The sequence below is a fragment of the Coleofasciculus sp. B1-GNL1-01 genome (assembly GCF_040220235.1).
Lineage (GTDB): Bacteria > Cyanobacteriota > Cyanobacteriia > Cyanobacteriales > Coleofasciculaceae > Coleofasciculus.
In genome coordinates this window covers 1-26,210 of record NZ_JAVJTO010000141.1, presented here as the reverse complement: position 1 = coordinate 26,210, position 26,210 = coordinate 1, and the positions used below count along the sequence as shown (strand labels likewise).

Annotated in this window: 23 protein-coding genes; 14 read left to right on the top strand and 9 right to left on the bottom strand. The window is 45.1% G+C overall.

Annotated elements, in window-relative coordinates; genetic code table 11:
* Positions 1–650: 650 nt before the first annotated feature.
* Both groL and groES read right to left on the bottom strand, forming a co-directional pair.
* Positions 651–2,285, bottom strand: a complete 1,635-nt coding sequence (gene groL, locus RID53_RS32265; RefSeq protein ID WP_446391987.1) for a chaperonin GroEL — start codon at positions 2,283–2,285, stop codon at positions 651–653.
* 123 nt (positions 2,286–2,408) lie between these two features.
* The gene (gene groES / locus RID53_RS32260) at positions 2,409–2,720 is read right to left on the bottom strand and encodes a co-chaperone GroES (protein ID WP_446391986.1); all 312 of its coding nucleotides are present in this window, start codon (positions 2,718–2,720) and stop codon (positions 2,409–2,411) included.
* A 362-nt stretch (positions 2,721–3,082) separates the two neighbouring features.
* Between groES and RID53_RS32255 the strand changes: the two genes are divergently transcribed.
* Together RID53_RS32255 and RID53_RS32250 are read left to right on the top strand one after the other, a co-directional pair.
* Positions 3,083–3,619 carry a (2Fe-2S) ferredoxin domain-containing protein gene (locus RID53_RS32255; RefSeq protein ID WP_446391985.1) on the top strand — a complete coding sequence of 179 codons (537 nt, stop codon included), beginning with the start codon at positions 3,083–3,085 and terminating at the stop codon, positions 3,617–3,619.
* A gap of 279 nt (positions 3,620–3,898) precedes the next feature.
* On the top strand, positions 3,899–4,549 hold the full coding sequence (locus tag RID53_RS32250) for a response regulator transcription factor (RefSeq protein WP_446391984.1): 651 nt from the start codon (positions 3,899–3,901) through the stop codon (positions 4,547–4,549).
* A 139-nt stretch (positions 4,550–4,688) separates the two neighbouring features.
* Here RID53_RS32250 and RID53_RS32245 read toward each other — a convergent pair whose 3' ends face one another.
* Both RID53_RS32245 and RID53_RS32240 read right to left on the bottom strand, forming a co-directional pair.
* A complete protein-coding gene (locus RID53_RS32245) occupies positions 4,689–5,300 on the bottom strand; it encodes a hypothetical protein (protein ID WP_446391983.1) in 612 nt (203 codons plus the stop codon).
* Positions 5,301–5,499: 199 nt separating this feature from the next.
* Positions 5,500–6,693 carry a DNA double-strand break repair nuclease NurA gene (locus tag RID53_RS32240; protein WP_446391982.1) on the bottom strand — a complete coding sequence of 398 codons (1,194 nt, stop codon included), beginning with the start codon at positions 6,691–6,693 and terminating at the stop codon, positions 5,500–5,502.
* Between the two features lie 436 nt (positions 6,694–7,129).
* Here RID53_RS32240 and RID53_RS32235 point away from each other — a divergent pair, with 436 nt between their 5' ends.
* Complete coding sequence (locus RID53_RS32235; RefSeq protein ID WP_446391981.1) at positions 7,130–8,203, top strand: radical SAM/SPASM domain-containing protein; 1,074 nt, start codon at positions 7,130–7,132, stop codon at positions 8,201–8,203.
* Between the two features lie 103 nt (positions 8,204–8,306).
* Positions 8,307–9,587, top strand: a complete 1,281-nt coding sequence (locus RID53_RS32230) for a glycosyltransferase family 4 protein (RefSeq protein ID WP_446391980.1) — start codon at positions 8,307–8,309, stop codon at positions 9,585–9,587.
* A gap of 147 nt (positions 9,588–9,734) precedes the next feature.
* Here RID53_RS32230 and RID53_RS32225 read toward each other — a convergent pair whose 3' ends face one another.
* The 3 genes from RID53_RS32225 to RID53_RS32215 all read right to left on the bottom strand — a co-directional run bounded on the left by RID53_RS32225 (position 9,735) and on the right by RID53_RS32215 (position 12,940).
* On the bottom strand, positions 9,735–10,616 hold the full coding sequence (locus RID53_RS32225; RefSeq protein ID WP_446391979.1) for an FkbM family methyltransferase: 882 nt from the start codon (positions 10,614–10,616) through the stop codon (positions 9,735–9,737).
* A gap of 95 nt (positions 10,617–10,711) precedes the next feature.
* On the bottom strand, positions 10,712–11,500 hold the full coding sequence (locus RID53_RS32220; protein ID WP_446391978.1) for an HAD family hydrolase: 789 nt from the start codon (positions 11,498–11,500) through the stop codon (positions 10,712–10,714).
* 120 nt (positions 11,501–11,620) lie between these two features.
* Complete coding sequence (locus RID53_RS32215; RefSeq protein ID WP_446391977.1) at positions 11,621–12,940, bottom strand: D-alanyl-D-alanine carboxypeptidase; 1,320 nt, start codon at positions 12,938–12,940, stop codon at positions 11,621–11,623.
* Positions 12,941–13,148: 208 nt separating this feature from the next.
* Between RID53_RS32215 and plsX the strand changes: the two genes are divergently transcribed.
* Both plsX and RID53_RS32205 read left to right on the top strand, forming a co-directional pair.
* Entirely contained in the window at positions 13,149–14,237 is a 1,089-nt protein-coding gene (gene plsX / locus RID53_RS32210; RefSeq protein ID WP_446391976.1) for a phosphate acyltransferase PlsX, read from the top strand.
* A gap of 114 nt (positions 14,238–14,351) precedes the next feature.
* A complete protein-coding gene (locus tag RID53_RS32205; protein WP_446391975.1) occupies positions 14,352–15,350 on the top strand; it encodes a beta-ketoacyl-ACP synthase 3 in 999 nt (332 codons plus the stop codon).
* A gap of 35 nt (positions 15,351–15,385) precedes the next feature.
* Here RID53_RS32205 and RID53_RS32200 read toward each other — a convergent pair whose 3' ends face one another.
* On the bottom strand, positions 15,386–16,240 hold the full coding sequence (locus RID53_RS32200) for a glycosyltransferase family 2 protein (protein ID WP_446391974.1): 855 nt from the start codon (positions 16,238–16,240) through the stop codon (positions 15,386–15,388).
* A 47-nt stretch (positions 16,241–16,287) separates the two neighbouring features.
* Between RID53_RS32200 and RID53_RS32195 the strand changes: the two genes are divergently transcribed.
* The gene (locus tag RID53_RS32195) at positions 16,288–16,416 is read left to right on the top strand and encodes a hypothetical protein (RefSeq protein WP_446380793.1); all 129 of its coding nucleotides are present in this window, start codon (positions 16,288–16,290) and stop codon (positions 16,414–16,416) included.
* A gap of 107 nt (positions 16,417–16,523) precedes the next feature.
* Here the strand turns inward: RID53_RS32195 and hpsJ-B are convergent, their stop codons facing one another.
* Positions 16,524–17,267: a hormogonium polysaccharide biosynthesis protein HpsJ gene (gene hpsJ-B, locus RID53_RS32190; protein WP_446391973.1), complete on the bottom strand. Its 744-nt coding sequence runs from the start codon at positions 17,265–17,267 to the stop codon at positions 16,524–16,526.
* A gap of 505 nt (positions 17,268–17,772) precedes the next feature.
* Here hpsJ-B and pgl point away from each other — a divergent pair.
* The 7 genes from pgl (at position 17,773) to RID53_RS32155 (ending at position 26,046) form a co-directional block, all read left to right on the top strand.
* Entirely contained in the window at positions 17,773–18,495 is a 723-nt protein-coding gene (gene pgl / locus RID53_RS32185; RefSeq protein WP_446391972.1) for a 6-phosphogluconolactonase, read from the top strand.
* Positions 18,496–18,701: 206 nt separating this feature from the next.
* Complete coding sequence (locus RID53_RS32180; RefSeq protein WP_446391971.1) at positions 18,702–19,481, top strand: FHA domain-containing protein; 780 nt, start codon at positions 18,702–18,704, stop codon at positions 19,479–19,481.
* Between the two features lie 232 nt (positions 19,482–19,713).
* Positions 19,714–20,136: an FHA domain-containing protein gene (locus RID53_RS32175; protein ID WP_446391970.1), complete on the top strand. Its 423-nt coding sequence runs from the start codon at positions 19,714–19,716 to the stop codon at positions 20,134–20,136.
* A gap of 352 nt (positions 20,137–20,488) precedes the next feature.
* Positions 20,489–20,809, top strand: coding sequence for a hypothetical protein (locus RID53_RS32170; RefSeq protein WP_446391969.1), 321 nt, complete (start codon positions 20,489–20,491; stop codon positions 20,807–20,809).
* Between the two features lie 177 nt (positions 20,810–20,986).
* Positions 20,987–23,068 (top strand): dynamin family protein, encoded by a 2,082-nt coding sequence (locus RID53_RS32165; RefSeq protein WP_446391968.1) that lies wholly within the window; start codon positions 20,987–20,989, stop codon positions 23,066–23,068.
* A gap of 148 nt (positions 23,069–23,216) precedes the next feature.
* Positions 23,217–25,295, top strand: a complete 2,079-nt coding sequence (locus tag RID53_RS32160; RefSeq protein WP_446391967.1) for a dynamin family protein — start codon at positions 23,217–23,219, stop codon at positions 25,293–25,295.
* 178 nt (positions 25,296–25,473) lie between these two features.
* Positions 25,474–26,046 carry a hypothetical protein gene (locus tag RID53_RS32155; RefSeq protein WP_446391966.1) on the top strand — a complete coding sequence of 191 codons (573 nt, stop codon included), beginning with the start codon at positions 25,474–25,476 and terminating at the stop codon, positions 26,044–26,046.
* Positions 26,047–26,210: the final 164 nt, after the last annotated feature.

Below are 26,210 nucleotides of genomic sequence, written 5' to 3'. Positions count from 1 at the left end.
TTTTTACACTATAACCGTCTTGCATCCTGGAATTTTCGCCGACAACAGCACCAAATTTTACCTCGACAGAGGGTTAAAACCATTGCAAGAAAGCCTATTCCCTATTGCCTCTCCCCACCACAAGACTTATTCAGCAGCCCCTAAGTAGCTCTTGCGATCGCGAAGCGAAAGGATGCTTCGCTTTTATTGCACGGGGATTTAGGGGGATCGACAATGTACCGCATAGCAGAGCAAACTGCTGTATTTCATTCAGTATAGGTAGCGAGCAAGATGCTCGCACTACTTTAAATTCCGACCAACTGAAAGTTTGACATCCTTCATTTTCATAATTTTTGCCCTTGAATAACTTAAAAAGCTGTCTCGTCTAAGAAGAGACAGCTTAATCGGGTACAATCCAATCGGGCGTAAGGGCAATTTATGAACATCCGTGTCAACTTAAGACTTTGTATAACTAGCGCTCAAAGTTTAGATCCCCCTAAATCCCCCTTCAAAAGGGGGACTTTGATTAATTTCTGGTTCCCCCGTGCAAAAAAAAGCGGAGCAACCTTTGGTCTCCCCCTTAAAAAGGGGAACGGAAGGGGGATCTCTAATTAAGTTTCAGCCTTAAGTTGACACCAATGATTTATAAATCGCCCCTACACCATCAGCGATTAGTAATCGAAATCGCCCATACCAGCGCCAGCACCAGCACCAGCACCTTCCTTGGGTTCAGGCTTGTCAACCACAATACATTCAGTGGTTAATACCATACCCGCGATTGATGCAGCATTTTGCAGGGCGGAACGAGTCACCTTAGCGGGGTCAACGATACCTGCTTCAAACATGTCAACGAACTCATTCGTCGCGGCGTTGTAGCCAACGTTGAAGTCTTTCTCTTTCACCCGCTCAGCGATAACCGCACCATTTTGACCCGCATTCTCAGCAATCCGCTTCAGGGGTGCAGCCAGCGCACGGGACACAATCATTGCCCCAATCAGACCTTCACCGGTCAGGTTTTCATTTGCCCAAGATTCCAGAGTTGGAGTCAGGTGAGCCAGAGTTGTACCACCACCAGGAACAATCCCTTCTTCAACCGCCGCTTTAGTCGCGTTAATCGCGTCTTCTAAGCGCAGCTTGCGGTCTTTCATTTCGGTTTCGGTAGCCGCCCCGACTTTGACCACAGCAACGCCACCAGACAGCTTTGCCAAACGCTCTTGTAGTTTCTCTTGGTCGTAGGAGGAATCGGATTCTTCAATCTGACGACGGATTTGTTCACAACGAGCTTTAACACCCTCTTCGTTGCCTTCCGCCACAATCGTGGTATTGTCTTTGGTGATGGTAATGCGACGCGCTTTACCCAGCATATCTAGCTTGGTGTTTTCCAGCTTCAGACCCGCGTCTTCGGTGATGAGTTGACCACCTGTCAATACCGCGATATCTTCCAGCATGGCTTTACGGCGATCGCCAAAACCAGGAGCTTTAACCGCCGCAACATTCAGCACACCGCGCAGACGGTTGACCACCAGAGTCGCTAGGGCTTCTTTTTCAATGTCTTCAGCCAGAATCAGCAGCGGACGACTTGCACGCGCTACTTGCTCCAGTACAGGGACTAAGTCCTGAACCAGAGTGATTTTCTTGTCGGTAATCAGGATGAAGGGTTCTTCCAGAATCGCTTCCATCCGCTCCATATCGGTAGCGAAATAGGGCGAAATATAACCCTTGTCAAAGCGCATCCCTTCGGTGATTTCTAATTCGGTGGTCATGGATTTCCCTTCTTCTAAGGAAATCACACCTTCTTTGCCCACCTTATCCATGGCTTGGGCAATCATCTGACCGACTTCTTCGTCGTTTCCGGCAGAGATGGAACCGACTTGTGCAATGGCTTTAGATTCTTCTACGGGACGGGAATGCTCGGCAATCTTGTCTACTAAGAAGGCGATCGCTTTGTCAATGCCTCGCTTCAGGGCGATCGCATTCGCACCAGCCGCTACGTTCCGCAAGCCTTCTTTAACCATGGCATGAGCCAACACGGTAGCGGTTGTGGTTCCGTCACCGGCTGCATCATTGGTTTTAGATGCAGCTTGGCGAATCAAGGAAACACCTGTGTTTTCAACGTGGTCTTCTAATTCGATTTCTTTAGCAATGGTCACCCCGTCATTAACAATTTGGGGAGCGCCAAACTTTTTCTCCAGAACCACGTTGCGACCTTTCGGACCGAGGGTAACGGCAACGGATTCTGCCAGAATGTCCATACCCTTTTCCAGGGCGCGACGAGCATTTTCGTTGTAAATGATGCGCTTAGCCATAGATTTCAGTGATGTTGAGTCTGAGAGTTGAACTGTGGATTGTTACTAATTGTTATGAGTTCATCATTCAGGAGAGTTGCCAGAGAACTGGCTTGTATACTCCTGAACGTTTAGCGATCACGACTAGGAAACGACAGCGAGGATGTCTTTTTCTGAAAGCAGAACATACTCTTCGTTGCCTAGCTTGATATCAGTACCGGCATACTTGGAGTAGAGAACTTTATCGCCAATTTTGACTTCCAGTTCCGAGCGAGAGCCATCATCGTTGCGCTTGCCAGGACCGGTGGCGACAATTTCCCCAACTTGAGGCTTCTCTTTGGCGTTGTCAGGTAACAAAATGCCACCTGCCGTTTTTTCTTCAGCGGCACTGACCTTGACAAAAACGCGATCGCCTAATGGCTTGACTGTAGAAACACTCAGAGATACGGCTGCCATTGAATTCCCTCCTAATCTAGTAGTTTAGTCTCACTTTGCACTTTCTGCTGTCGAGTGATTAGCACTCTCTGCTTCTGAGTGCTAATTTACTCAACTTAGGCATGAAACTGCAATCAATTTCCGAGTACGGGTTCCCGAACTAAAGGATGGGGGTTTGGGTGTGGGGTGTTGGGGGAGCTGGGGGAGCTGGGGAAGCTGGGGGAGCTGGGGAAGCTGGGGAAGCTGGGGAAGCTGGGGAAGCTGGGGGAGTAGAGACGTAGCATGCTACGTCTGTGCCATAGCATGTCTGGGACACTCAAGACGGTTAGTGAAGCGCTACTCTACAGGATAGTGGGAACGTTTAGTGGGTTAAAACGATAAATATGAATAAAGCCTCAGACAAAACGCTGTTGGAAAAAAATGTGCATAGCCTGGGACTGAATCAAATTCAACGCCATGTTTTGCTATGCGCTGACCAGACTAAACCGAAGTGCTGCTCTAAACAAGCGGGTCTTGATTCCTGGGATTACTTAAAAACCCGCCTGAAACAGCTTAAGCTGGATCAACCCACTCAGGAGCGACCAAGCTGCATCTTCCGCACCAAAGCTAACTGTCTGCGCGTCTGTGCCAGTGGTCCAATTCTGGTGGTTTACCCGGATGGTGTTTGGTATCGTAACGCAACGCCAGAGGTGATCGAACGCATTATTCAAGAGCATCTCATTGGCAATAAGATTGTGGAAGACTATGCTTTTTTGGTTCATCCTCTCCCAGAAAGCGATCGATCTCCTATCTCCGACGCAGCAGAAGCTAAAAGAGCGAACCGTAAATCCCAACCGCAGATAACTCCTGAAAAAGTTGCCAGTGTAGATCAACCGAAAAGCCTTTGGAGCAAGATTGTCCAGCGCTTCTGGAAAGACTAGCGCAGCATGGCGCAAATACTTGAGCAGTTCGTTCTCAGGCGGGGAAACGGGGAAGCTGTTGCTTTTTTTGCCACAGTGTATGAGTTCTTGCCTATTTAGTTTTCGGGTTCGCTAGACTAACATAGGCTATAACATTGACAGCTAATCCTCGGACTCAGCAAGTACCCTTACACCTGATCAGTTGTAGCCGCTCAATAATGTCCGGGTAGCAGGCGTGGAACCAGAACAACGAAATTTTCACTCTATCCACCTAACCTTCCGAATGACCAGTATCAAAGTATGAAAGACAACGGTGTCAGAACTAACAAGCGACTGCTGCTGATTGACGATGACCCTAATCTGATTTTGCTCGTTAAGGACTACCTAGAGTTTCGCGGGTATGACGTGATCACAGCAGAAAATGGTCGAGAGGCGTTGGACGTTCTCGCTCAAGACATTCCTGACATGATTATTTGTGATGTAATGATGCCAGAGATGGATGGCTATGCTCTGGTTGAGTATGTTCGGCAAGATCCGCGCATGAACTGGGTTCCTGTCCTATTTCTCTCTGCCAAAGGACAGAGCAATGATCGGGTGAAGGGACTCAACACCGGTGCTGATGTTTACATGGTCAAACCCTTTGAGCCAGAAGAATTAGTCGCCCAAGTTGAATCATCCCTGAGACAGGCTAGCCGCTTAACAACTCGCCCTCAAACACCTGGAGGAGAGACGCCATCTAACATTCAGGTTCCCGCTAATGTGGAATTGACACCAACCGAACTGAAGGTGGTACAGTTTGTTGCACGCGGGTTGGCAAATCGGGAAATTGCCCAGGAACTTAATGTTAGCCAACGCACAATTGAAAGCCATGTGTCTAATATGCTGGGCAAAACCGGATTGCATAACCGTACCGAATTAGCGCGTTGGGCGATTGAAAGTAGTAAGGTTTAGTCGTCATTGGTCATTGGTCTTATACCAAAGTGAGGGGGAGTAGGGGCTTGGTAACCAAGCCCGTACATTTTTATTTATTATGGGTGATTTGCGGGACATCATATAAAATAAACGTCTCCACCTGGGTTATTGTCCAAAATTAACCCACTAATTGCAACCCAACATGTTTGACAAAGGCATACCAATCTTGATTGAAACCTTTAAATTCAACGTCCTTTAGGGTAAATTTTAGGTGAGAATCTTCAATTGGCAACGATACCATATTATAGGCATCAGGTTTATTGGTTAATAGCACCAGTTCAGTACCTGCGGGAATGGGTTGCAGAGCATTGGGACTGAGATACATCGATTGAACAGGGGCACGCTTAATGACAGTATCCACGTTAAATACAATTTTGAGTAATCCCCCTTCAGGTGGCAAACTTTGTCGGTAAACCATCATTTTGACAACATCTTTTTCTATTTGCTTCGAGAGCATCTGTGCCACCGTTTCTGTTGGTCTCAGGGGTTCTTTGGTGATTTGAATATGATCAATAAACGCATACCAATTTAAATTTCTACCCTGAAATCCAATATCCTGGAAACTGACCCGAATATGTCGGGTCAAATCTGGGGGCGTGTAGGATTGTAGAACTAATAATGTGCTAGCCGGAATCGGCTGAAGTTTATAGCTTGGCAGTAAACTGGATTGAATAGGTTCTTGTTTAAGAATTGTATCTTGGGTAGACAACATTCGGACTAAGCTAACCATAGTTTTATAGTTCCTTTAATTGTTATTGGTCATTGGTCATTTGTCATTCTTGTTCTTAACACTTGATCGGGGCGGGTGTAGGGTTCGTTACGCTTCGCTAACGCACCATTTCAAAAGATAATAGTGAAACCCGCCCCCACACACGCGCCAGGTTTCCTTGAACAAAGTGAAGGGTCAAAACTATTCTCTCCCTCCCTTTTTAAGAAATACTGCCACGCTTACGGGCTTCTTTGTAGGATGTTCCCACATTTCGTAACCCAGCGCGAATCATCTGCTGTTCTAATAGGGTAAAAAAGCGGGCGCGATCGCCGCCTCGAACGACAGCCTGATTATGGGCTTCTGCTATAGCAATGGGATAGCCATAGCCTTTGTAAACCTGTGCCAGCATTAAACTTAGGGCTTGATTGAATAACATAGTATCCTGTGCTACCCATTCTGGAACCTCGACGCGGGCAATTTCTGTACCAACGTGAACATAGCAGAAGTAAATCCGGTGATGATCGTATAGATCTAAAATTCGCACTGAACTGCGAAATAAAGGACTACGTTGTCCGGGTTGCAGTAAACTCGACCAGAGCATCGTATCACGTAAGGGTTCAACAACCTGACAAGGCAATTTATCGGTAACAGAGGCGCAATGGCTGAGACAGTTTGGGGTGTCATAAGGACAGGCTTGTAAGCGGAGAAAATGCAGGGCTTCGTTGCTGCGAGATGCGCTCAAATAGCCCATCAGTGGTACATTCACCGATCGCAACTGATCCCAAGCCGCTAGAATCGGGGGTAGGATGCGATCGCGGGCTTCTGTGGGTAAGGACTCCAGAAACCAGTAAATCAGTGATCCATCCACCATCGCCAGATTGGGAATATCAAAGTGAGAACCGGGCGGATTGACCCAGCGACACGCCATTTCTGCCAATATCGACACCTCAGACACAGTGCGACAATATCCCATCCATTCTTCGGTACGAATCCCCCATTGGCGAGATATGTATAAATCTTCGGGTCGGTAAAAGACTTCGGGTAAGCTATCCAAGAGTGGGTGTAAACTTTGTCCATAGTGCAGCATCACCCGACCCACGTTAATTAAATAACAATAGGCGATTTCGTGATGGGAGGGAGAAATTTGAGACCCATCGGTGGCGAAAATCGTGTGGCTTTCGGGCGGGGAATCCAGATCAAGGCTGGTATCCAGGGATTCAACCGGAACAGCCGCCGTGAAGATTATGCGATCGCGCCATTGCTGTTGGGATTGAATTAACTCACTTTGTCGGGTATTAGCCTCCAGCATCAGCTTTTGCGCCAGTTCCCAGCGCTGGCGACTTGCCAGCGCCTCCCCTTTCAGATGCTGGCTAATTCCAGGGATTTGTTTCGCGAGTTTCGTGAGATCGAGCATTGAATTATAGTACCCGATGCCGGATATGTATATTTATGTTATCTTTATTTAACGATTTCAGTAGTAATAATTAGAACTATTGCTTAAACGAAGCAAACCTTCGACTTACTTAGGAATCATTGTAACCAATTTTACAGTTTGTGATTTTCTTCAGGCATGGATTGTAAGCTTAAATCACAAAACATTAAGTTATATAAAAAAAACTTGAATTTATATCGGTAGCTGTCTTAGAGTCAAGTCAATCTAATTAGCTCTCATGAGGGCATTGTTTAACCCCGATTGAAAAACATAAATAACTGAGACTTGATTTGGAACAACGCTCTGTGGAGAATAAGTTCAAAAGGCTTTTCCCACAAACTAAGGATAATTAAAGAAAAAGAAAATTGGATGTTATTGGCATCAAGTTTATCAACAAATAGTACCAAAGAGGTATATTATGGATGTTGCAACCCTTTCAAAACTCGGTGTAAAACATGCTGAAAATGCCGTAGCAGAATCCCTGCGGATTCAAACCGGATTAGATCGGACAAAGCCAGTCACGTTTTACGGGATTATCAATGAACGTTGTAATGTTAAATGTCGCCAGTGTGAGTATTGGCGGCTCCCGAAATATAAGGACGAAATGACGGTTGAGGAGTGGAAAAGCGCCCTCCTCAGCATAAAAGACTTTGTCGGTAAGTATTCCATCAACTTTAGTGGCGGTGAACCTTATATCAAAAAAGGATTTCTCGACATACTAGCCTTCGCTAATAGCAATGGTATTCACTGCGGTGTGACTACAAATGGTTCGTGCATGACCCAGGAAAATGCTGCCAAAACTGTAGCAGCGCGTCCCTTTAACGTAAATATGTCTGTGGATGCTCCCAATGCAGAACTTCATGATTACCTGCGGGGTTATCCCGGTTTATTTGCTAAACTTTCTAACGGTATTAAGTATCTACGTCAGGAACAGGAAAAACAAGGCATAAGTTTTCCAATTATTGTCAAACCGACATTAAATCGCCTCAATTTCCGCTTAATGCCTGAACTGGTAGAATGGGCGCAACAAATTGGCGCTACTGCTGTTAATTTCCAACCCGTCAATCTCTGGACACCCGAAACCTATAATGAACTGTGGCTCAAAGCCGAAGACTATGAGGACTTTGCTCAGGTAATTGAGCGCCTGATTGAAATGAAGCAAAAGGGTGCACCCATTATGACAGGTGATGATGTTCTGCGGCTTTTCTTACCCCATTTCCGTGAAGAAAAAGCTCCCGAATCTGTTCGCCCCTGTCGAGTCGGACTTCGCAATTTTTGGATTGAAACAGATGGGAATGTGAAACTCTGTAATGATTATCCAGTGATTGGTAATGTTAAACACCAGAGTGCTAAAGAAATCTGGTATGGAGAAAAAGCCAAAGAGATTCGCCAGCAAACATTGGACTGCGGTAAACTTTGTTTGATTACCTGTGTGTCGCAAAAGACGCTTAAGGATAAGGTTTTGATGGGAATGAAGCTACTGCGGAATTGACCAAAAATTAAGCGTATCCCTCGCCTAGAGAACAAAACTGGACTATGTTCTCAGGTTGAGGGATTTCATTTGTGTGTGGCTATTTGTGTTCATGAGATAAGAGATGAGTAAAAAACGCTTTAAAGTTTTGTTAATCATAGAACAATGTAATCCTAATGCGAGTTCTGATCCCTTGACAGGATTTAAATTATTTCAAGAAATAAATAAACATGTAGAAGTGACTTTGGTTACTAGAGATTTTGTTAAAAAAGGTCTAGAACGTCATGGGTATAATAACAATGTTGTTTACATATCAGAAAGTTACCATGCAAAAACGTATCGTAATTTTGTCAAAAGAACCATTTTATCAAAACTAAAAAATGAAGCTATAAGAAGAGCTTTAGGCGCTGCTCTAAATTATCCTTATTATGCAGATTTTAGTCATCAAGTTTACCAAAAATTTAAAATCCCACTTATTCGAGGAGATTATGATATAGTCCATTCAATTACTCCTATGAATACCAGGTATCCCGTTAAGATAGTGGAAGCCTGTAAGCATACACCTTTTATTCTAGGACCCGTCAATGGGGGTGTTCCATATCCAGAATGGTTTGAGGAAATAGCCATGAAGAAATACTTGAATTTAAGCTTTTTACAAGATCTGGCTAAATTCATTATTCCGGGATACCTAGAAACTTATAAGCAAGCAGATAAAATATTGGTAGCTTCCAGCTATACCTTAAATAAATTACAATCTTTTTTTAAATTCAAAGAAAATAAAATGTGTTTACTTGTAGAAAATGGAGTGTCAAATGATTTTTTTATTAATTATTCAAAGCCTCAAAAAACTGAAAAAGTAAAGTTACTTTTTGTGGGGAGATTGATAGCTTTTAAATGTCCTGATATCCTCATTGAATCAATTAGTAGATTGAACAAAGCCATTAAAAATAAAATTCAATTAACTATAGTGGGTGATGGACAAGAACGAAGTAATCTAGAAAAAAGAGTGCAGGTTCTTAAACTAAGTGATATGATTCAATTTGTTGGTAAAATACCTCAAAAAGAAACCCTTAATTATTATCGACAAGCTGATGTTTTTTGCTTTCCCTCTATCAGAGAATCTGGTGGAACAGTAGTATTGGAAGCGATGGCTTGCGGACTACCCTGTATTATTGCAAACACTGGTGGCATAAGTGAATATGTAACAGAGGAAGCGGGATTTAAAATTGAACCGATTTCTAGAGAATATCTAACGCAGGAATTAACAAATAAAATAGAAATCCTTATTGAAAATGAAGAGTTGCGTAAAAGGATGTCAACCAAAGCCATTGACAGAGCCAGAGAGTTTGAATGGGGACGCAAAGGACACAAAATAATTGAAATTTATGAAGAGGTACTTGCCTGAGTTTTGTATAAGTGCGATTAATTTACCCTTCTCAAATTGACAATATCAAGGTAATCCTTCAAGTCAAATATTTATAGTAAATTTCCCGATGTTGACTCAAAGTGTTAAGTTGTTGAAAATTGTTAAAATGTTAAAATTGCTAAATTTTTAATTTGGTATAAAGACTATATCTTCATATCCTTTTTGATTTTGTATATCAGCAATGTTTTGAAATTGAATAAAGTCTTTTTTGATATTGTTCCACATCAAATAAATGTAGTTCCATGATTGAAATGTCTCAAATATATCTTCTTGTTTTTGACCCATTTTCTTGAGTTTAAAGGGATTAATTTCACAACAAACAATAGGACGAACCTCCTGAAAGAATTTTGAGCCTCCTTTAAGTACTAAAGGTTCTGACCCTTCAACGTCTATCTTACAAAAACCTACATTGGGAAAACCTTGTGATTCCCAAATATCATCTAAGCACTTAATTTCAATATCTTCAGATCTATCATTAATAGATTCTGGTGCAAGAGCTGCTCTACCCGAATCAGTTGGGACATATATTTTACAAGTACTCTGTTGGCTTCCTAAACCTACAGGAAGTATTTCAATATTATTTAAACCTGAAAAATAAATATTTTCTTTCAAGAGATTAATGTTTTTTGAGACAGGTTCAAAAGCATATACTCGACCCTCTTCACCGACTAATTCTGACAGTTTAAGGCTCCAAACTCCTATATTGGCTCCAATATCATAGCAAACAATTCCGGAAGAACAATATTTATGAATTGCATTAAACACCACAGGTTCATATTGTTCTCTGAAAATAAATATTAAGCCATAAAGCCCGCGTCGTTTACCTGGGATTAAACGCATTTTTTTATGGCTATGAATTGTGATTAATGGCTGGTAATGTAATGCTTTGTAAATTTCCCACAACGCTAAACGAAAAAGAACTAGATGAGGGACTCTATGCATTTCAGGATGTTCTAGTAAAAAATTTATACTATAATTAAGTTTTTTGAAAAATGGTTTAAAAGCCATATTGATTTTGATTTTTTGATTAATTATTCCTGATTATATCATTTTTTGATGATTAACTAATTAAGATATATGAAGTATTGGAGATTTAACCTGTTCTATGTAGACCAAGCTGAGAAATTCTGAGCAAACTGGGACAGAGACAATAACTGAATTCTCGGATGATTGCGAACCTCGTCTCGATGCGCTGCTGTATTATAGCCCCAATCCGCTAAATAGAGTCTCACCTGAGCTAAGTCTGTTTGCTGTTCCACTGATAGTAGGGTATTTAATCGATCCTCTACAAACCAAAGACTTGCAGATTCATCTGTAAATTCTTGTATAAGTTCTCGTAGAGTTTGGTGTTTGGGACGTTTAATTTCTTTGCCGATAATTCTATCCTTTGATAATTCGATACCTTGTTGTTGTAATAACTGTTTAGCAAAGCGCCCTTCTTTAGTGGTGACAATAAAGAAGGGCGTCGGTGTTTCTAATATGCTCTGTAGGCGCTCAATTACCCCAGGATAAAAGCGGTGCAGTGCTAACCAGCCTTCTAGATCATTAGTAATCCATTCATCGCGAATTTTATCGACTTGTTGACCTAAGTCGCTTGGCTGTAGGTTTTCGGAGTCAATACATTGGTGTAAAACGGTTGACCAATCTGGCAAAATCTGGGATTCTGAAACGCCTAAAAGTAACACTCGTAGTAAAACAGGCATTTCCCACCCGGATTCAATTACAGGGCGCAAGCGGTAAAATTTATCAGCTAAGTCTGGTGGGGGTGTTGTGGTTTCCGGTTGCCAAATTTTGCAGTAGGTACGCCAAGCGGTTTGGAAGTATTCCAGAAGTCCGTCACAGATGACGCCATCAAAGTCGAGGGCGAGAATAGTGGGAGCATCAGTTGACATAAAGTTATTTGAATGATGAATAATGATCGAGCTGATTTAAGGGCTGGTGGGCAATGCCCACCCTACGGGATATCAAGGGTGTTGGCGCTCCAACACTGCAAATTTTCAGTGCCATTGATCTTAATTTGCAACAACTTTATTGCGCTTGGGATCACCCAGTTTGGAACGGGAGAGAGTGGTTTTCGGATTGAGACTGGGTTGATTGCCCCAGTTTTGGGTAAGCTGGTTTAACAGTTGGTCTTGCTGTTGGCGAAATTCCCAGACGTTATTGCCACCATTTATAATCGCAAACCACACGCGATCGCGCTCTCGCGTAGGCATTACCCCAGCCAAAGCACTCACTTGGCGTAGGGTTCCGGTTTTCATTGCGGTTCCCTCTGGCAGATTGCGAGCATAGATTGTCCCGTTTTTATCCCGCCCAGCTAGGGGGAATACATCAATTACACCTAAGTTATGGGGTGTTAATAATTTTTCCAGGGCGATTAGCATAGCTGTAGCCGCACGGGGAGAGATTTGGTTTTCTGTTCCTAATCCTGATCCATTAATCAGTTGAATTTCCTCTGGAGGGACATTGGCTAACTTGGCGGCTTCTTTGGCAACCAGATCAGCCCCACCAACAGCATCGGCTAAAATTTGAGCCATGCCATTGTTACTGTAAATATTCATTTCTAGGAGGATTTCCGCCAAGGGTAGGGATTGATGACGTAATAGTATCCTAGTTTTATCAGGTGGAATTTTTACCGTTTTGACTTGACCGCTGATCACCAGTTCAGGTTTGGGGGTTCCCGGAGACATTCTGCCATGGTGACGAATCACCGAACGAGACCAAGTTTTGCCATTTAATCCTTGTTTGAGTAGCTCTCCCGATCGCGTCGGATTTTCTTCGTAGTTTAGATGAAATTTGCCTGCAATGATTAAATTCCCCTTGACGCGGCGAATCCCCAGCTGGTTCAGACTGTTCCCCAGCGCGATCGCTTCTTCCCAGACAAAAAGAGGATCACCACCACCTCGAATCACTAAATCTCCCTCTAATACACCATCCCGGATATCCCCTGTCGCTCCCACTTGGGTTTCAAATTCATGGTCGGGTTTCCATTGACTTAACACGACTAATGTGGTAGCAATTTTGGTCAACGAAGCAGCAGGGCGAGGAATTTTACCCTGATGTTCTGCCAGAACATTCAGCCCGGATTGTATCCAGATTCCTTGATTGTCTGCCAGTGAACCTCTGTTTTTGAGGTCTTGGAGATACTGATTAATCGTCGCTTCGGCATTCGGATCAGGCTCAGGTAGGTAAAACAAGGCAGTGTTTTGCCAGGGCAGCAATTGGACAGTCTCGACCTGAGCCAAATCCAAGGTAGCAGCCTGCATCCCGACAATCTTGACCAATAAAGCCGCGATCGATGAAGCAATTAATCCAGCACCAATTCGTTGTAACATTCCATTTCTCCTCCACGGTGCTTTATTGTACGAAGTGTATGGCATCAATGAAAAGGTTTCTTCAAGGGTTTTTCTTCTGGATCAGCACTCTTGATCAAGTGTGGGCTTTGGGGTGTAGGAGGTGGCACTTCTCGCCAAATACGCTAAAAGAGGATTACTCAATCAACGGCTTCTGTTAAAATCTTTAAGGTTTCTATCTCTTTGAGCAATGGCATCTCGCGAACGGATCGCAATCGACGCGATGGGAGGGGATCACGCTCCCTCAGAAATTGTGGCTGGAGCTATCCGAGCCCAAGAAGAGTTGGGCGTAGAGGTTATATTGGTTGGCGATCCTCAAGCTATTGAAGCGTCCCTGAAAGAACACAATAGTCTGTGCCAGCTAGAAATAGCCCCGGCGGAAGACGTAGTTTCCATGGAAGAGGAACCCTTGGTAGCGATTAAACGCAAACCCAAGGCGTCAATCAACGTGGCGATGGATTTAGTTAAAACCAAGCAGGCACAAGCTGTAGTGTCGGCGGGTCATTCTGGCGCAGCTATGGCAGCCGCATTACTGCGTTTGGGACGGCTCAAGGGCATTGATCGCCCAGCGATTGGCGCTATGTTCCCCACCCTCATTGCTGGAAAGCCAGTGATTATTCTAGATGTGGGTGCAAATGTGGATTGTCGTCCCAAATATCTGGAGCAATTTGCGGTGATGGGGACGGTATATAGCCAGTATGTGCTGGGAATACCAGAACCCAAAGTCGGATTGCTCAATATCGGGGAAGAAGACTGTAAGGGGAATGATTTAGCGATTCGGACTCATCAACTGCTCCAGCAGAATCCCAGAGTAGCCTTTCTGGGTAATGCTGAAGGGAGAGATGTACTCTCAGGTCAGTTCGATGTGATTGTCTGTGATGGCTTTGTCGGCAACATTTTACTCAAGTTTGCCGAAGCTGTGGGAGAAATCGTCTTACAAATTCTGCGGGAGGAATTGCCCCAAGGCTTACATGGTCAACTGGGGACGGCGATTCTCAAGCCGAATCTGAAGCGGATTAAGCAGCGTATCGATCATGCCGAACATGGGGGTGGGTTGCTCTTGGGCGTGGATGGAGTCTGTATTATTAGCCATGGTAGTTCTCAGGCACCGTCTATTTTTAATGGGATTCGCTTGGCAAAAGAAGCGATTGATAATCAGGTGCTGGAGCGTATTCAGTCTACTGAGATCAAAGCGGCGAAACAATCGGCAACAACAACGAATATGGGTAGTGAACCGTTAGAGGTGACCAATGAGCCATCAGAGGATGCGACAGGTTAGCGTGGTGCTATCCACCTAACCCTGGGCAACTGTGGACAACGCAGTTATTTGGTGACGGATAGCCAGTCTAAGCAGCGAAGAGTGAATTGGCAGTTTCTTTGATGGAGAATCATTTTGAATCAACTAGGCACAGGGATTGCGATTACCGGGAGTGGTTCGGCGACACCCGATGGTGTTTTGGATAACCATCAACTCAGCCAGATAGTTGAGACATCAGATGAGTGGATTGCCACGCGCACAGGAATTCGTCAACGGTGTCTAGCTGACGCTAAAGCCAGTTTGAGTGGGTTAGCTGCCCAAGCGGGGAAGCGGGCGATCGCGATGGCGGGTGTTGAGCCTGATCAGTTACAGCTAATTATTCTGGCAACGTCTACACCTGATGATCTGTTTGGTACGGCGAGTCAAGTTCAGGCGATACTCGGTGCATCCAATGCGGTGGCGTTTGACCTCACGGCGGCTTGTTCGGGTTTTGTGTTTGGTTTAGTCACGGCGGCTCAGTTTATCCGGACAGGCGTTTATCAAAATATTTTATTAATTGGTGCGGATATGTTGTCGCGCTGGCTGGATTGGTCCGATCGCGGCACCTGTGTGTTATTTGGTGATGGTGCAGGGGCTGTGATGTTACAGGCAAATGAGCGCGATCGCCTGTTGGGATTCCAGATTCGCAGTGATGGCACTCAGAATAAATGTTTACAGTTGGCTTATAAACCACAAGCCCAGCAACTTGTCAAGGGAATTGAGGTCGGACAAGGGAATTTTGCCGCCATTACCATGAACGGCAAAGAAGTCTATCGATTTGCCGTGCAGAAGGTGCCAGAAGTGATAGAGAAGGCACTATTTCAGGCAAATATTACGGCAGATGATGTAGACTGGCTGCTGTTGCACCAAGCCAATCAACGGATTCTGGATGCAGTGGCGCAACGGTTGAAGATTCCTAGCCATAAGGTATTGAGTAATCTGAGTCAGTATGGGAATACATCGGCGGCGTCGATTCCCTTAATTTTAGATGAAGCCGTGCGATCGGGAAAAATTCAACCCGGTGATATTATTGCCAGTTCCGGTTTTGGTGCAGGATTAACCTGGGGGGCGGCTATTTTTGAATGGGGACGATGAGGGGTTAGCAACTGTAATCTAATACCTGTTGGTCTTTAGAAAGAGAGTTGGGAATCGGTTGCCTCAATGGTGGGCAGTTGTTCCTCCTTAAGTTCCCAAACCTTGAGGGTAATTAGATATTCATAAAATGCCTGTAAGGTACACCAAGTAAAGCCAGCGCGTCCATCCAGGAAGCCTGCGAGGAAAATGTACATATAGAGAAAGCGGAGTAATGGACGAAAGGGCAAGCGTAACGACAGATCTTTAAGGGCATGACGCCGTTCCACTTCCGATCGCCCCAGCAGCAAATTCCCCCAGTTGACAGTGCCTTGTTCAAGCTGGCGTAAGGTTTCCCGGGCTTCATCGGTGGAGTAACGGTTGTGTTTTTCAATCCAACGGCTAAATCCCTTACTACAGGTATAGTGGGGGTAGGTTTCTTTCAAGAACCCTGTAGATCCATCACAGACTTCCCGTTCCGTATGACCATAATCGGTAAACCAGACTAGACCTTTTCGCAGTAAACGAAGTTGGTAACGGGGATACTGAGTACAGTGACGAATCCATCGATTCATGAACATCACCCGTTCGGCGACATAATATCCCACGTACTGGTTGTCTTTTATCGCCTCTAGGCATTCAGCAAATAGGGCTGGAGTCATCCGTTCATCGGCTTCTAGGATGTAAGCCCATTCATACTTAGTGGGGAGGTTTTCCAGCATCCAAGTCCGCTGACGCCCATGACTTTCAAAGGCATGAGATACAACTCGCACCGGATAGCGTTGGGCAAATTCTACCGTGCGATCGCTACTACACGAATCCACCACAATGATGTCATCCGAGAGCCGCGCTGAGTTGATGCACGCTTCAATATCTCGTTCTTCGTTGTAGGTAAGGATATAAATCGAGAACATGTCAAAGGTTGTAAAAAAATGAGTCTAGCTAAAGCGGTTTGCTGAAATTGAGAACCCCAATCCGCCTCAATGCCAATCGTAACCGATGGCACATAAAAGCAGAACTGGGGATTACCTACAGCAGTTGGCAACTGGCTCGAATAGAGGTTATTTGTTATCTGGGAATGGGTGATTAGGACGCTTGTGTGTATCTTCTATTGAATCGTAAATCTCTATCAACTGACAATTTAGAGACGGTTATCAAACCTTTTTGCCTGTTGCTCGCATAGCAATGACTTGCAGATTAACTGCTCAAGTTCCGCAATCCCATCCAGCCAATGATGCTATAGCCAATGGCTAACAGTAGGCTGCTTAAACCGATGCGGATACCTCTTTTTAATGCCTCAGTTCGGGCGCGTTGCTCAAGTTCTTGTCTACGACTGCGGATTTGAGTCTGAGCTTGCTCAGTTCTTTGAGTGATCGCTTCGGGATCTGTTCTGAGCGCCTGCAATTGTTCTCGGAGTGCCTGGAGTCGCTGGAGTTGCTCTCCTTGAGCTTGACCGCTTTCAATGGCTTGGTCTAGTCGTTCTAGCTGTTGTGGATCTTGAAGCAGAGTATCAATTTGCTGAACTTGCGTTTCCAGTTGGGTTTCAGCTTGCTGGGCTTGCTGAGTAATCTGTTCTATCGCTTGATTACTTTGGATGCGAACATTGTTAAAGTGCAAGGGGACAAGCAACAGGAAGAGTAAACCCAATAGGCTCGAGAGTAAAAATGCCCAGAATCTCAAGTCGGTGATTGAGGATTTTTGCTCAGGTAATGAGCCACCACTGTTATTGCTGATCCAATATCCTGCTACCAAAAAGGCAATTCCCACCATCGGGATAACACCCCGATCAACGAGCTGGGTGGTTAAATTAAGCTGCCATTCATTCTCAAGGGGGCTAACACCAGGAGAGGGAATAATCAGGATCAGATAATCCAACAGGGACGATAGGATCATGATCAATCCGACTATCTTAAGTGCTAAACCCGCGAACGAAGAATACATAGTACTACTTTTCATTGAACCTGATTCCGCGACGGATACCCCATCGTCTTACGTTGGGTCCGAAATCGCGCCCACTATGGTTTACAAGCAGGTTTTTAATGGTGAGAAACCCAGGAACCTGCAAAACCTGTTTTAGTCCCAACGATACCACTACTAGCAAAATCTCCACCTTTTAGACGAACCCAGACCTAAGGGTTGGTAGATAATCATCCAGACTAGGGAAGTATCTGGAAGTACATATCAGCTAGCAGCTTATGGTCTATTCAACACTTGCGTTACTAAGGCAAGTCCTTAGCAATCCCCGCCGTCTACACAGTGGGGTAGTGGAATTTTTTACCCTAGAACCGAGTGTACCCCATACGGTATGGGACAATTAGGGTTCATGTATGACTTGCCCATATTAACTCATGGATATTTGAATGATTACCCTAGGGGTCTACTGCAATTATCCAACGAAATGGTCGGCGAGACCAACTTACCTTTTGAGCCGGAGGATCACAGATTGATGAAGAAAATTGTCGAAGTTTTGCCTGATAAAGCCGCGCTGATTGAGCGATCGCGTGATGTTGTCCTCACGAAGATACAGGAGGCAATCCAACGCTCAGGGCGCTGTACGCTGGCTTTAGCGGGGGGCGGTACACCCAAGCCCCTCTATCAAGCCCTAGCTAGCCAGAATCTACCCTGGGATAAACTGCATATCTTTTGGGGTGATGAACGCTATGTTCCAGCCGATCACCCGGATAGCAATCAAGCGATGGCGCGTCAGGCTTGGTTGGATCACGTTGATATCCCAGCCACGAATATTCACCCCATTCCCACAGACGGAGAGTCTCCGGAAGCAGACGCCTCGAAGCATGATACTCAACTGGGGGAGTTCTTTGGTGTAGCCGCCGACGAGTTTCCCCAATTTGATCTGATCTTGTTGGGTATTGGTGACGACGCGCATACGGCATCTTTATTTCCTCATACCCAAGCGCTACAGGTTTGCGATCGCCGGATTACTGTGGGCAATAAAGACGGTCAACCTCGGATTACTTTTACTGTACCGTTAATTAACCAAGCCCATTGTGTAATGTTTCTGGTGGCGGGGGCGGGCAAGCAACCAGCGTTGGCTCAAATCTTCGCGGCTGAGGCTGATCCTTTGACCTATCCGGCGCGATTCATTCAGCCTCAAGGCGAATTGTGGTGGCTTTTAGATCAGCAAGCTGGTCAAGCGGTGAAAGACTAATGCTCATTTCTACGACAGAGAATCCGTGAGCCTGATGTAACAAGTTATTAAGGTAGAACGGTTAACTGTGTTTTGATGAAGGAGGAAGGCTCATGCTGACTCGAAGGATTTCGGCGGTTTTGTCCTCAGTCGAGACGTTGCATGCAACGTCTCTACGTGAAACCGCTTTTGTTGGTAATTTTGAATGCGTGAATATTGAATAGCTTATGATTGTTTGCCCTAACTGCAATCACCAAAATCCAGATGGTGCGACTCAATGCGAAGCCTGCTATACACCTTTACCGGCAAGCATGAGTTGTCCCAACTGTGGTACAACAGTTCAAACAGACGCTAGCTTCTGCGGTCAATGTGGTTTTAACCTGAAAGCCAGTGGCTCAACGGGAAGCCCAGATACACCAGCTCCAGTGTCGGTTCCCGATGTACCCGATTTAGACCCCCCTGACCCTCTAATTGAACCCGAACCTCTTTCAATGAGTTCCCCATCACCCATCCCTGACCCGCAACCCGATCCCCCTTCTGAGCTACCCGTTACCCAGGTTGGGCAATCCGGAACGACAACAGAAGAAGAAGAAAAGCCAGCCCCACCGGAGCCGGAAACAGCACCCCCTCCGCCCCCTGTAGCCACACCAACGCCAGGTAGTGTCACACAGTTACAGGTGCAGTCCGTTTATCTGCTGCATCTACAAACCCAAACCAAAATGGAACTCCCCTCCCATCTCAGTGTGATTCATATCGGTAAACCCAACGATCAGATTCCCCCGGATATTGATGTGTCTGGCTTTCCGAATTCTGAGATTGTTTCGCGAGTTCATGCAGATATTCGCGTCGAGGGAGATACCTACTATCTTGAAGATGTGGGCAGCGCCAATGGAACATACATCAACCATACCCCGTTACCGAAAGGGGATCGCCATCGCTTACGCAAAGGCGATCGCATTAGCCTCGGCAAAGGGGACATGGTAACGTTTTTGTTCCAAGTGTCCTGAGTCGCTTGCCTATGTACTGAAGCTGAGGGGGGTTAATCATAGAAGCCTGATTTACAGGTAAATTCTATAATGTTTCCGGAAAAATCTTTTACCGTGTTGACTCCTGACCATTGACAAATAGTTAGGGTTGATCGATGGTATCCCTCAAGGACAACCTGTTCTAGACTCATGGGACACTCTAGAAGTATTCAGTCAGTCGAAAGGACCCACGTTTTTGAATGATGTAACACCGGTGATTACTCTGACCCTGCTGCATCCTCTCCAGTCTGTACCTGTTCAAAGTTGGCCGTTTAAATCGGAATCGGTGATTCGGATTGGGCGGTCTACGGATAATGATGTCATTTTATACAGCGCCGTCGTTTCACGTCACCATGTTGAACTTCGGCGGAATGGTTCAGGTTGGCGAATTATCAGCTTAGGTGCTAACGGAACCTATATCGATGGAAAACGCATTACCCAGACGGCGGTTGTGGATGGGATGATTATCCGTCTAGCTAGTTCGGGACCGAAAATTCAGATTCATCTGCATGACGACATCCGTCCTGTAGAATCATCAACTCATGCCAAAAAGCGCACGTCTTCTGGTAAGGGTATGCTCGATCAATCTAAAGAAACCCTGGTTGATGCTGAACATCAGCCAACCCAACAAGAATAGTGATCTAAGTAGGGCTTGCTGCACAAAGCCAAAACCATTAACAATGAATACTTTGAGCTTTATTGACAGAGGGTTTGATTCAAGAAAATCGGGTAGCATCCTTCATAAGTATGGCATCACCTTGCTCAAGACAAATGTACCCTTGCTCCCCCAGCTTCCCCAGCTCCCCCAGCTTCCCCAGCTCCCGGAGTGGAGGTTTGCCCTAAAGTTTTTTAACCAGATCTAGCAGATGCTGAGGCTCTAAGGTTAAAGTAAGAGAAAATTTATGGTGAATACGAGTCAGCTAAATTGCTAGAGTCTTTTAACCTTTTCATAACCTATTGTGATCGATTTCTGACTAGGATGAACTGACATGACTTCTCCCAATAATCAAGACCGGGAGCTTCAGCGCCGGGAACACGACCTGATCCAACGAGAGCGAGAACTCCGACTACGCGAACTCGAAGCGGAAATTAATCAACCTCCTCTCTACCAAACCGTTAAGCATGAGCAACCAGAAGGAAAGCTGCAACGGTGGGGGAGAAAGCTAGTGATGTTCGGTAAGTTCTTAGCCTTTGTCGTGGCGGCTGTTCTGGTTGTACGGGTGAGTGCTGCGATCGCGACGATTATGATTATCGGCGTTATTGGCTTTATTGGCTATAAGATTTTCCTCGAAGGCGATAAGAAGTCTTAGGGAACAGGGAACAGGGAACAGGGAACAGGGAACAGGGAACAGGGAATTTAACTCTTGCATTTGATCGGGGCGGGTTTAGTTAAGTTAGAGGTTTTCTCCTGAACGTTATCGGTCAAACCCGCCCCTACACACTCAAACCTGCCTTCATCTCACCCAAAGCGTGAATCAGAAAAAACTATGAGCTATACCGTGGATAATACCAGCTTCCTCAGGGATTTGGAGCGAGTGGTGAGAGTGCGCCATCAAGCGGCGACGCATCTGAGTCAAATTGCCAAACGGCTAAATCAAGCCGAATTAGACGCTGAAGAAACCTCCGGGAAATTGAGTCTAGAACGGGAAAGCGAAGATATCCAGATTGCCAGTGACAATTTGCAGAAGGGTTTATTTCGGCTGCTGGTATTGGGAGACTTGAAACGAGGTAAGAGTACGTTCCTCAATGCCTTAATTGGTGAGAACCTATTGCCAGCCGATGTGAATCCTTGTACAGCGCTGCTGACAGTTTTGCGCTACGGAACTCAAAAAAAAGTCACGGTTTACTTTAAAGGGGATAAACCGCCAGAATCCCTCGATTTTGCCAGTTTTAAGCAAAACTATACCATCGATCCTGCCGAAGCCAAACGCCTTGAGGCTGAGAAAAGTTCGGCATTTCCCGACGTTGACTATGCCGTTGTCGAATACCCCTTACCCCTCTTAGAAAAAGGGATTGAAATTGTTGATAGTCCGGGGCTTAACGATACCGAATCCCGGAATGAATTATCACTCAACTATATCCATAACTGTCACGCAATTTTGTTTGTATTCAGGGCGATGCAGCCTTGTACCCTGGAAGAACGCCGCTATTTAGAAAATTACATTAAAGGGCGCGGATTAACAGTTTTCTTTCTAATTAACGCTTGGGATGAAATCGGTAAAGGATTGATTGATCCGGATGATCCCGATGAACTTGAAGAAGCACAAAATCGGTTACGCACGGTATTCCAAACCTATCTAACTGATTACTGTCAAAAAGATGGACAGAATCGCTATGATGAGCGAGTGTTTGAGATTTCCTCTCTGGAAGCCTTGCGGCGGCGGGTAAAAGATTCAGAAGCTTCCCTAGAAGGAACAGGATTACCAGCATTTTTAGGGGCGCTGAATACCTTTTTGACCCAAGAACGCGCCGTGGCACAATTACGCCAAGCGAGAACGTTGGCGCGTCAAGTTTATAGCCGCACTCACGAAGCGATTGAACGGCGAATTCCCTTACTCGACCAAGATATTCAGGAATTAAAACAACGGATTCAGGGGGTTGAACCGGAGTTTGATCAATTGACCCAAATCCGCGATCAATTCCAGGATGAAATTCGGACGATGCGGGATACAAAAGTTAAAGCGGTGGCGGATTCGTTTCGCACTTATGTGCTGAATTTAGAAAAGACATTTGAATCTGATTTCTTACGCTATCAGCCGACAATTGACTTTCTGGAGTTCTTGCAAACGGAGAGACGGGAGGCGTTTAATGCGGCATTAAAGCAAGCGTTTGAACAGTATATTCAGGATAAATTAGCTGAGTGGGAACGCACGGCGGAGGAGTATTTACAAGAGGGGTTTTCCCAACTTGCCCAAAGTGCCGCTAACTACGGTGCAACCTATAATCAGATTGTTGATTCCATGACTGAGAAGTTAATTGGACAAACCATACCGTCAGGCGTTCGGGTTGATGCAGGGGAAGAGTCACCCACTTGGGCAAAATGGGCGATGGGGTTTTTCTCCTTAGCATCGGGAAATGTGGCGGGTGTGGCGTTAGCTGCTGCTGGGTTTACTTGGCAAAATATCCTGGTTAATTGGTTAGCGGTAATTGGGATTAGCAGCTTTTTATTAATTTTTACGGGGTTAACGTTTTGGAATCCCATTGGATTAGCGTTGATGGGTTTGGGTGTGGGCGCACTGCAAGCCGAACAAGCCCGCCAAGAAGTGATTAAAGCGACGAAAAAAGAGTTTGTTAAATATTTACCGCAACTCAGCCAGGAACAACAAGAACCGATTCGTCAAGCGGTGAAAGATTCTTTTGATAGTTACGAAAAGGAAGTAATTCAGCGGATTAATGATGATATTAAATCCCGTCAAGCCGAGTTAGATAACTTGCTGGAGCAAAAAGAATCTCGTGAGATTAATCGGCAAACTGAGTTGAAACGGTTGAGAGGTTTAGATGCTGATATTTTAGCGGAATGTCGGCAGGTTGAATCTGTGTATGAGGAGTTATTATCGTTACCCGGTTAAACGGAAAGGATTTGTCGGATGGGTATTGTCTTTATCGGTTGTAGGGGCGGGTTTTACCGATAACGTTTTGCAAAAAATCGATAACTTGACTAAACCCGCCCTTCTATTAAACAACTTGGAATGAATATAGTTACGGGATAAACAAACAATGAGTTACAAAATAGAAACAGACAGTTTCCTGAATAATTTAGAGCGAGTTGCCAGAGTGCGATCGCAAGTCGCCACCAGCCTGGGTGAAATCGCCCAAACCCTGGAACAAGGGGAAACCATGGGCAAGGATACCTCTGGCGGTTTGGGGTTGGAACGGGATATTGATGATTTAAGCAGAGCCAGTAAAAATTTACAACAAGGTGTATTCAGATTACTGGTGTTGGGGGATATGAAACGGGGCAAAAGTACGTTTCTGAATGCCTTGATTGGCGAGAACTTATTACCCTCCGATGTGAATCCCTGTACCGCCTTATTAACCGTGTTGCGGTACGGATCTGAAAAAAAAGTCACCGTTCATTTTAACGATGGCACACCACCCGAAGATATTGACTTTAAAAGTTTTAAGCGCCGCTACACGATTGACCCCGCCGAAGCCAAACAACTGGAACAACAGAAGAAACAGGCATTCCCCAATGTTGATTATGCTGTCGTGGACTATCCCTTACCGCTATTACAAAAAGGTATAGAAATTGTCGATAGCCCTGGACTTAATGATACTGAAGCCCGGAACGAGTTATCTCTGGGATATATCAATAATTGCCATGCAATTTTATTTGTACTGCGGGCAACTCAACCTTGTACCTTGGCTGAACGCCGTTATTTAGAAAATTACATTAAGAATCGAGGATTATCAGTTTTCTTTTTAATTAATGCTTGGGATCAGATTCGCGAAAGTTTGATTGATCCGGATGATATCGAAGAATTAGAAGAATCGGAAGATAAAGTGCGGCGTGTATTTCGAGCTAACTTAGCCGATTACTGTCAAGTTGATGGGCATGATATTTATGATGAACGAGTATTTGAGATTTCCGCGATTAAAGCGCTGCGGTTACGAGTCAAGCAGCCACAAGCCTCTCTGGAAGGAACCGGATTTCCAGAGTTTCTGGGCGCATTAAGTACATTCTTAACCAATGAACGCGCCGTGGCTGAATTTCGCCAAGCCAGAACCTTGGCGCGTCAAGGGTATAGTCATGTTCGGGAAGCGATTGAACGGCGAATTCCGTTGCTGGAACAGGATGTTCAGGAGTTAAAAGAACGGATTAATTCCGTAGAACCCGAATTCAAGAAACTGAATGACATCTGTCAGCAGTTCCAAGATGAAATCAAATCGGTACGGGATAGTAAGGCAAAGGCGGTGGCTGATTCCTTCCGCACATACACTTTAAATTTGGGAAATACGTTTGAAGCTGATTTCATGCAGTATCAGCCCGATTTGCGATTTATGGATTTTTTGAACAAAGGGAGACGCGAAGCCTTTGAAGCTGGATTGCAACAGGCATTTGAGCGGTATGTGAATGATAAATTATCCGCTTGGAGTTTGATGGCTGAAAAAGAGATGGATAGTGCGTTTTTGCAGTTATCGAAAAGTGCCGCTAATTACGGCGCATCCTATACCCAAGTTACAGATAAAATTACCGAAAAATTAACCGGACAACGTATATCTCCAGTAATTGGAACAACCCCAGACGATAAGGCTCCCGCTTGGGCAAAATGGGCGGCGGGACTCTTTTCATTAGCCAGGGGCAATATTGCTGGGGTGGCTATGGCGGGAGCCGGGTTTGATTGGAAAAATATCGCCCTTAATTTTATTACTGTCATGGGTGTTGGGGCAATAATTACAGCGGTATCTGGAACGGTTTTAGGACCCGTAGGACTTGGATTACTTGGTTTAGGCGTTGGGGTGGTGCAAGCGGATCAAGCGCGGAAAGAGTTGGTGAAAGCGGCGAAGAAAGAGTTGGTGAAATATTTGCCTCAAGTTGCACGAGAACAATGGCAACCGATTCACGATGCGGTGAAAGAATGCTTTGATGTTTATGAGCGAGAAGTGACGGAACGGATGAATGATGATATTAATGCTCGCCAGTCAGAGTTGGATAATTTAATCGCTCAAAAAGAGTCCCATGAGATTAATCAAGGGACGGAATTAGAGCGGTTGAAGAAATTAGAGACAGATGTGTCATCGGAAGTGGAACGGATTGAGGCGGCGTATCAGACTTTGTTGGTAGAAGCGAGTTGAAGAATGAAATATTGTTCACAACCTTCGAGGAAGGTGTGTAGGGGCGGGTTTCACTACTATCGTTTTTTACCGCACCCCTAAGTGACTAAACCCGCCCCGACTAAGTTTTAAGTAACCCAAAAATTGCCCTATCCCTCGGTTCCCTAACCAATGACAAATCACCAATCACCAATCACCAATGGAAAATATGAGAAATTGGCCCCCTTTTATTCCTTACCCCACTGCATGGCTAAGTGCCGTTCTTTTAATTCTGCTCTTTCGGGGAATTTCGGTGATTATCCGGATTATCCTCTCAATCTTACAACTGGGTGATTCTCTGATGGTGATTGCCCCGAAGTGGCGATTCTTGTTATATTTTGTTACGTTACTCTCACCAATAGTAATTATCGCCGTTACTCATCACTGGCTGCACATCGTTCTTGACCGATTTTTCCCAAATACGCGATCGCAGGAAATGGCTGAAGTGACGGGAATTGTTCCCACACTGATGAGTTGGTGGGAAGGCTTCTATGGGTGGATGGCGATTACACTGGCATTTGTGGTGAGTCAAATGATTCAGATTATCTTCCTCCCTCAGATGGGTTCTTTGTATGATACGTTGGCGTGGTGGGATGAATTGAGGGATTTATTTACCTTACCCACCTTGTATCGGTTGGTGACGGTGGCGTATCTGTATCAGTTGGAGTATCTGGTGCGCCAGCATTTGATTGCTGTGGGAGCAAGTCAAGGGAATGAGTCGCCTCAGCCCTAAAGCGTTGGCTGGCTTAATCATCGTTAGGGCTTGCTGCACAAGACCGAAACCCTTGGCTACCAAAGCTTTGAGTAGCATGAACATTGGCTCATCTTCAAAGAAAAAGGATAAAACCCTTTCATACCTTTGCACCATTATCAGGGAAAATGTATCATTGCTTCCCC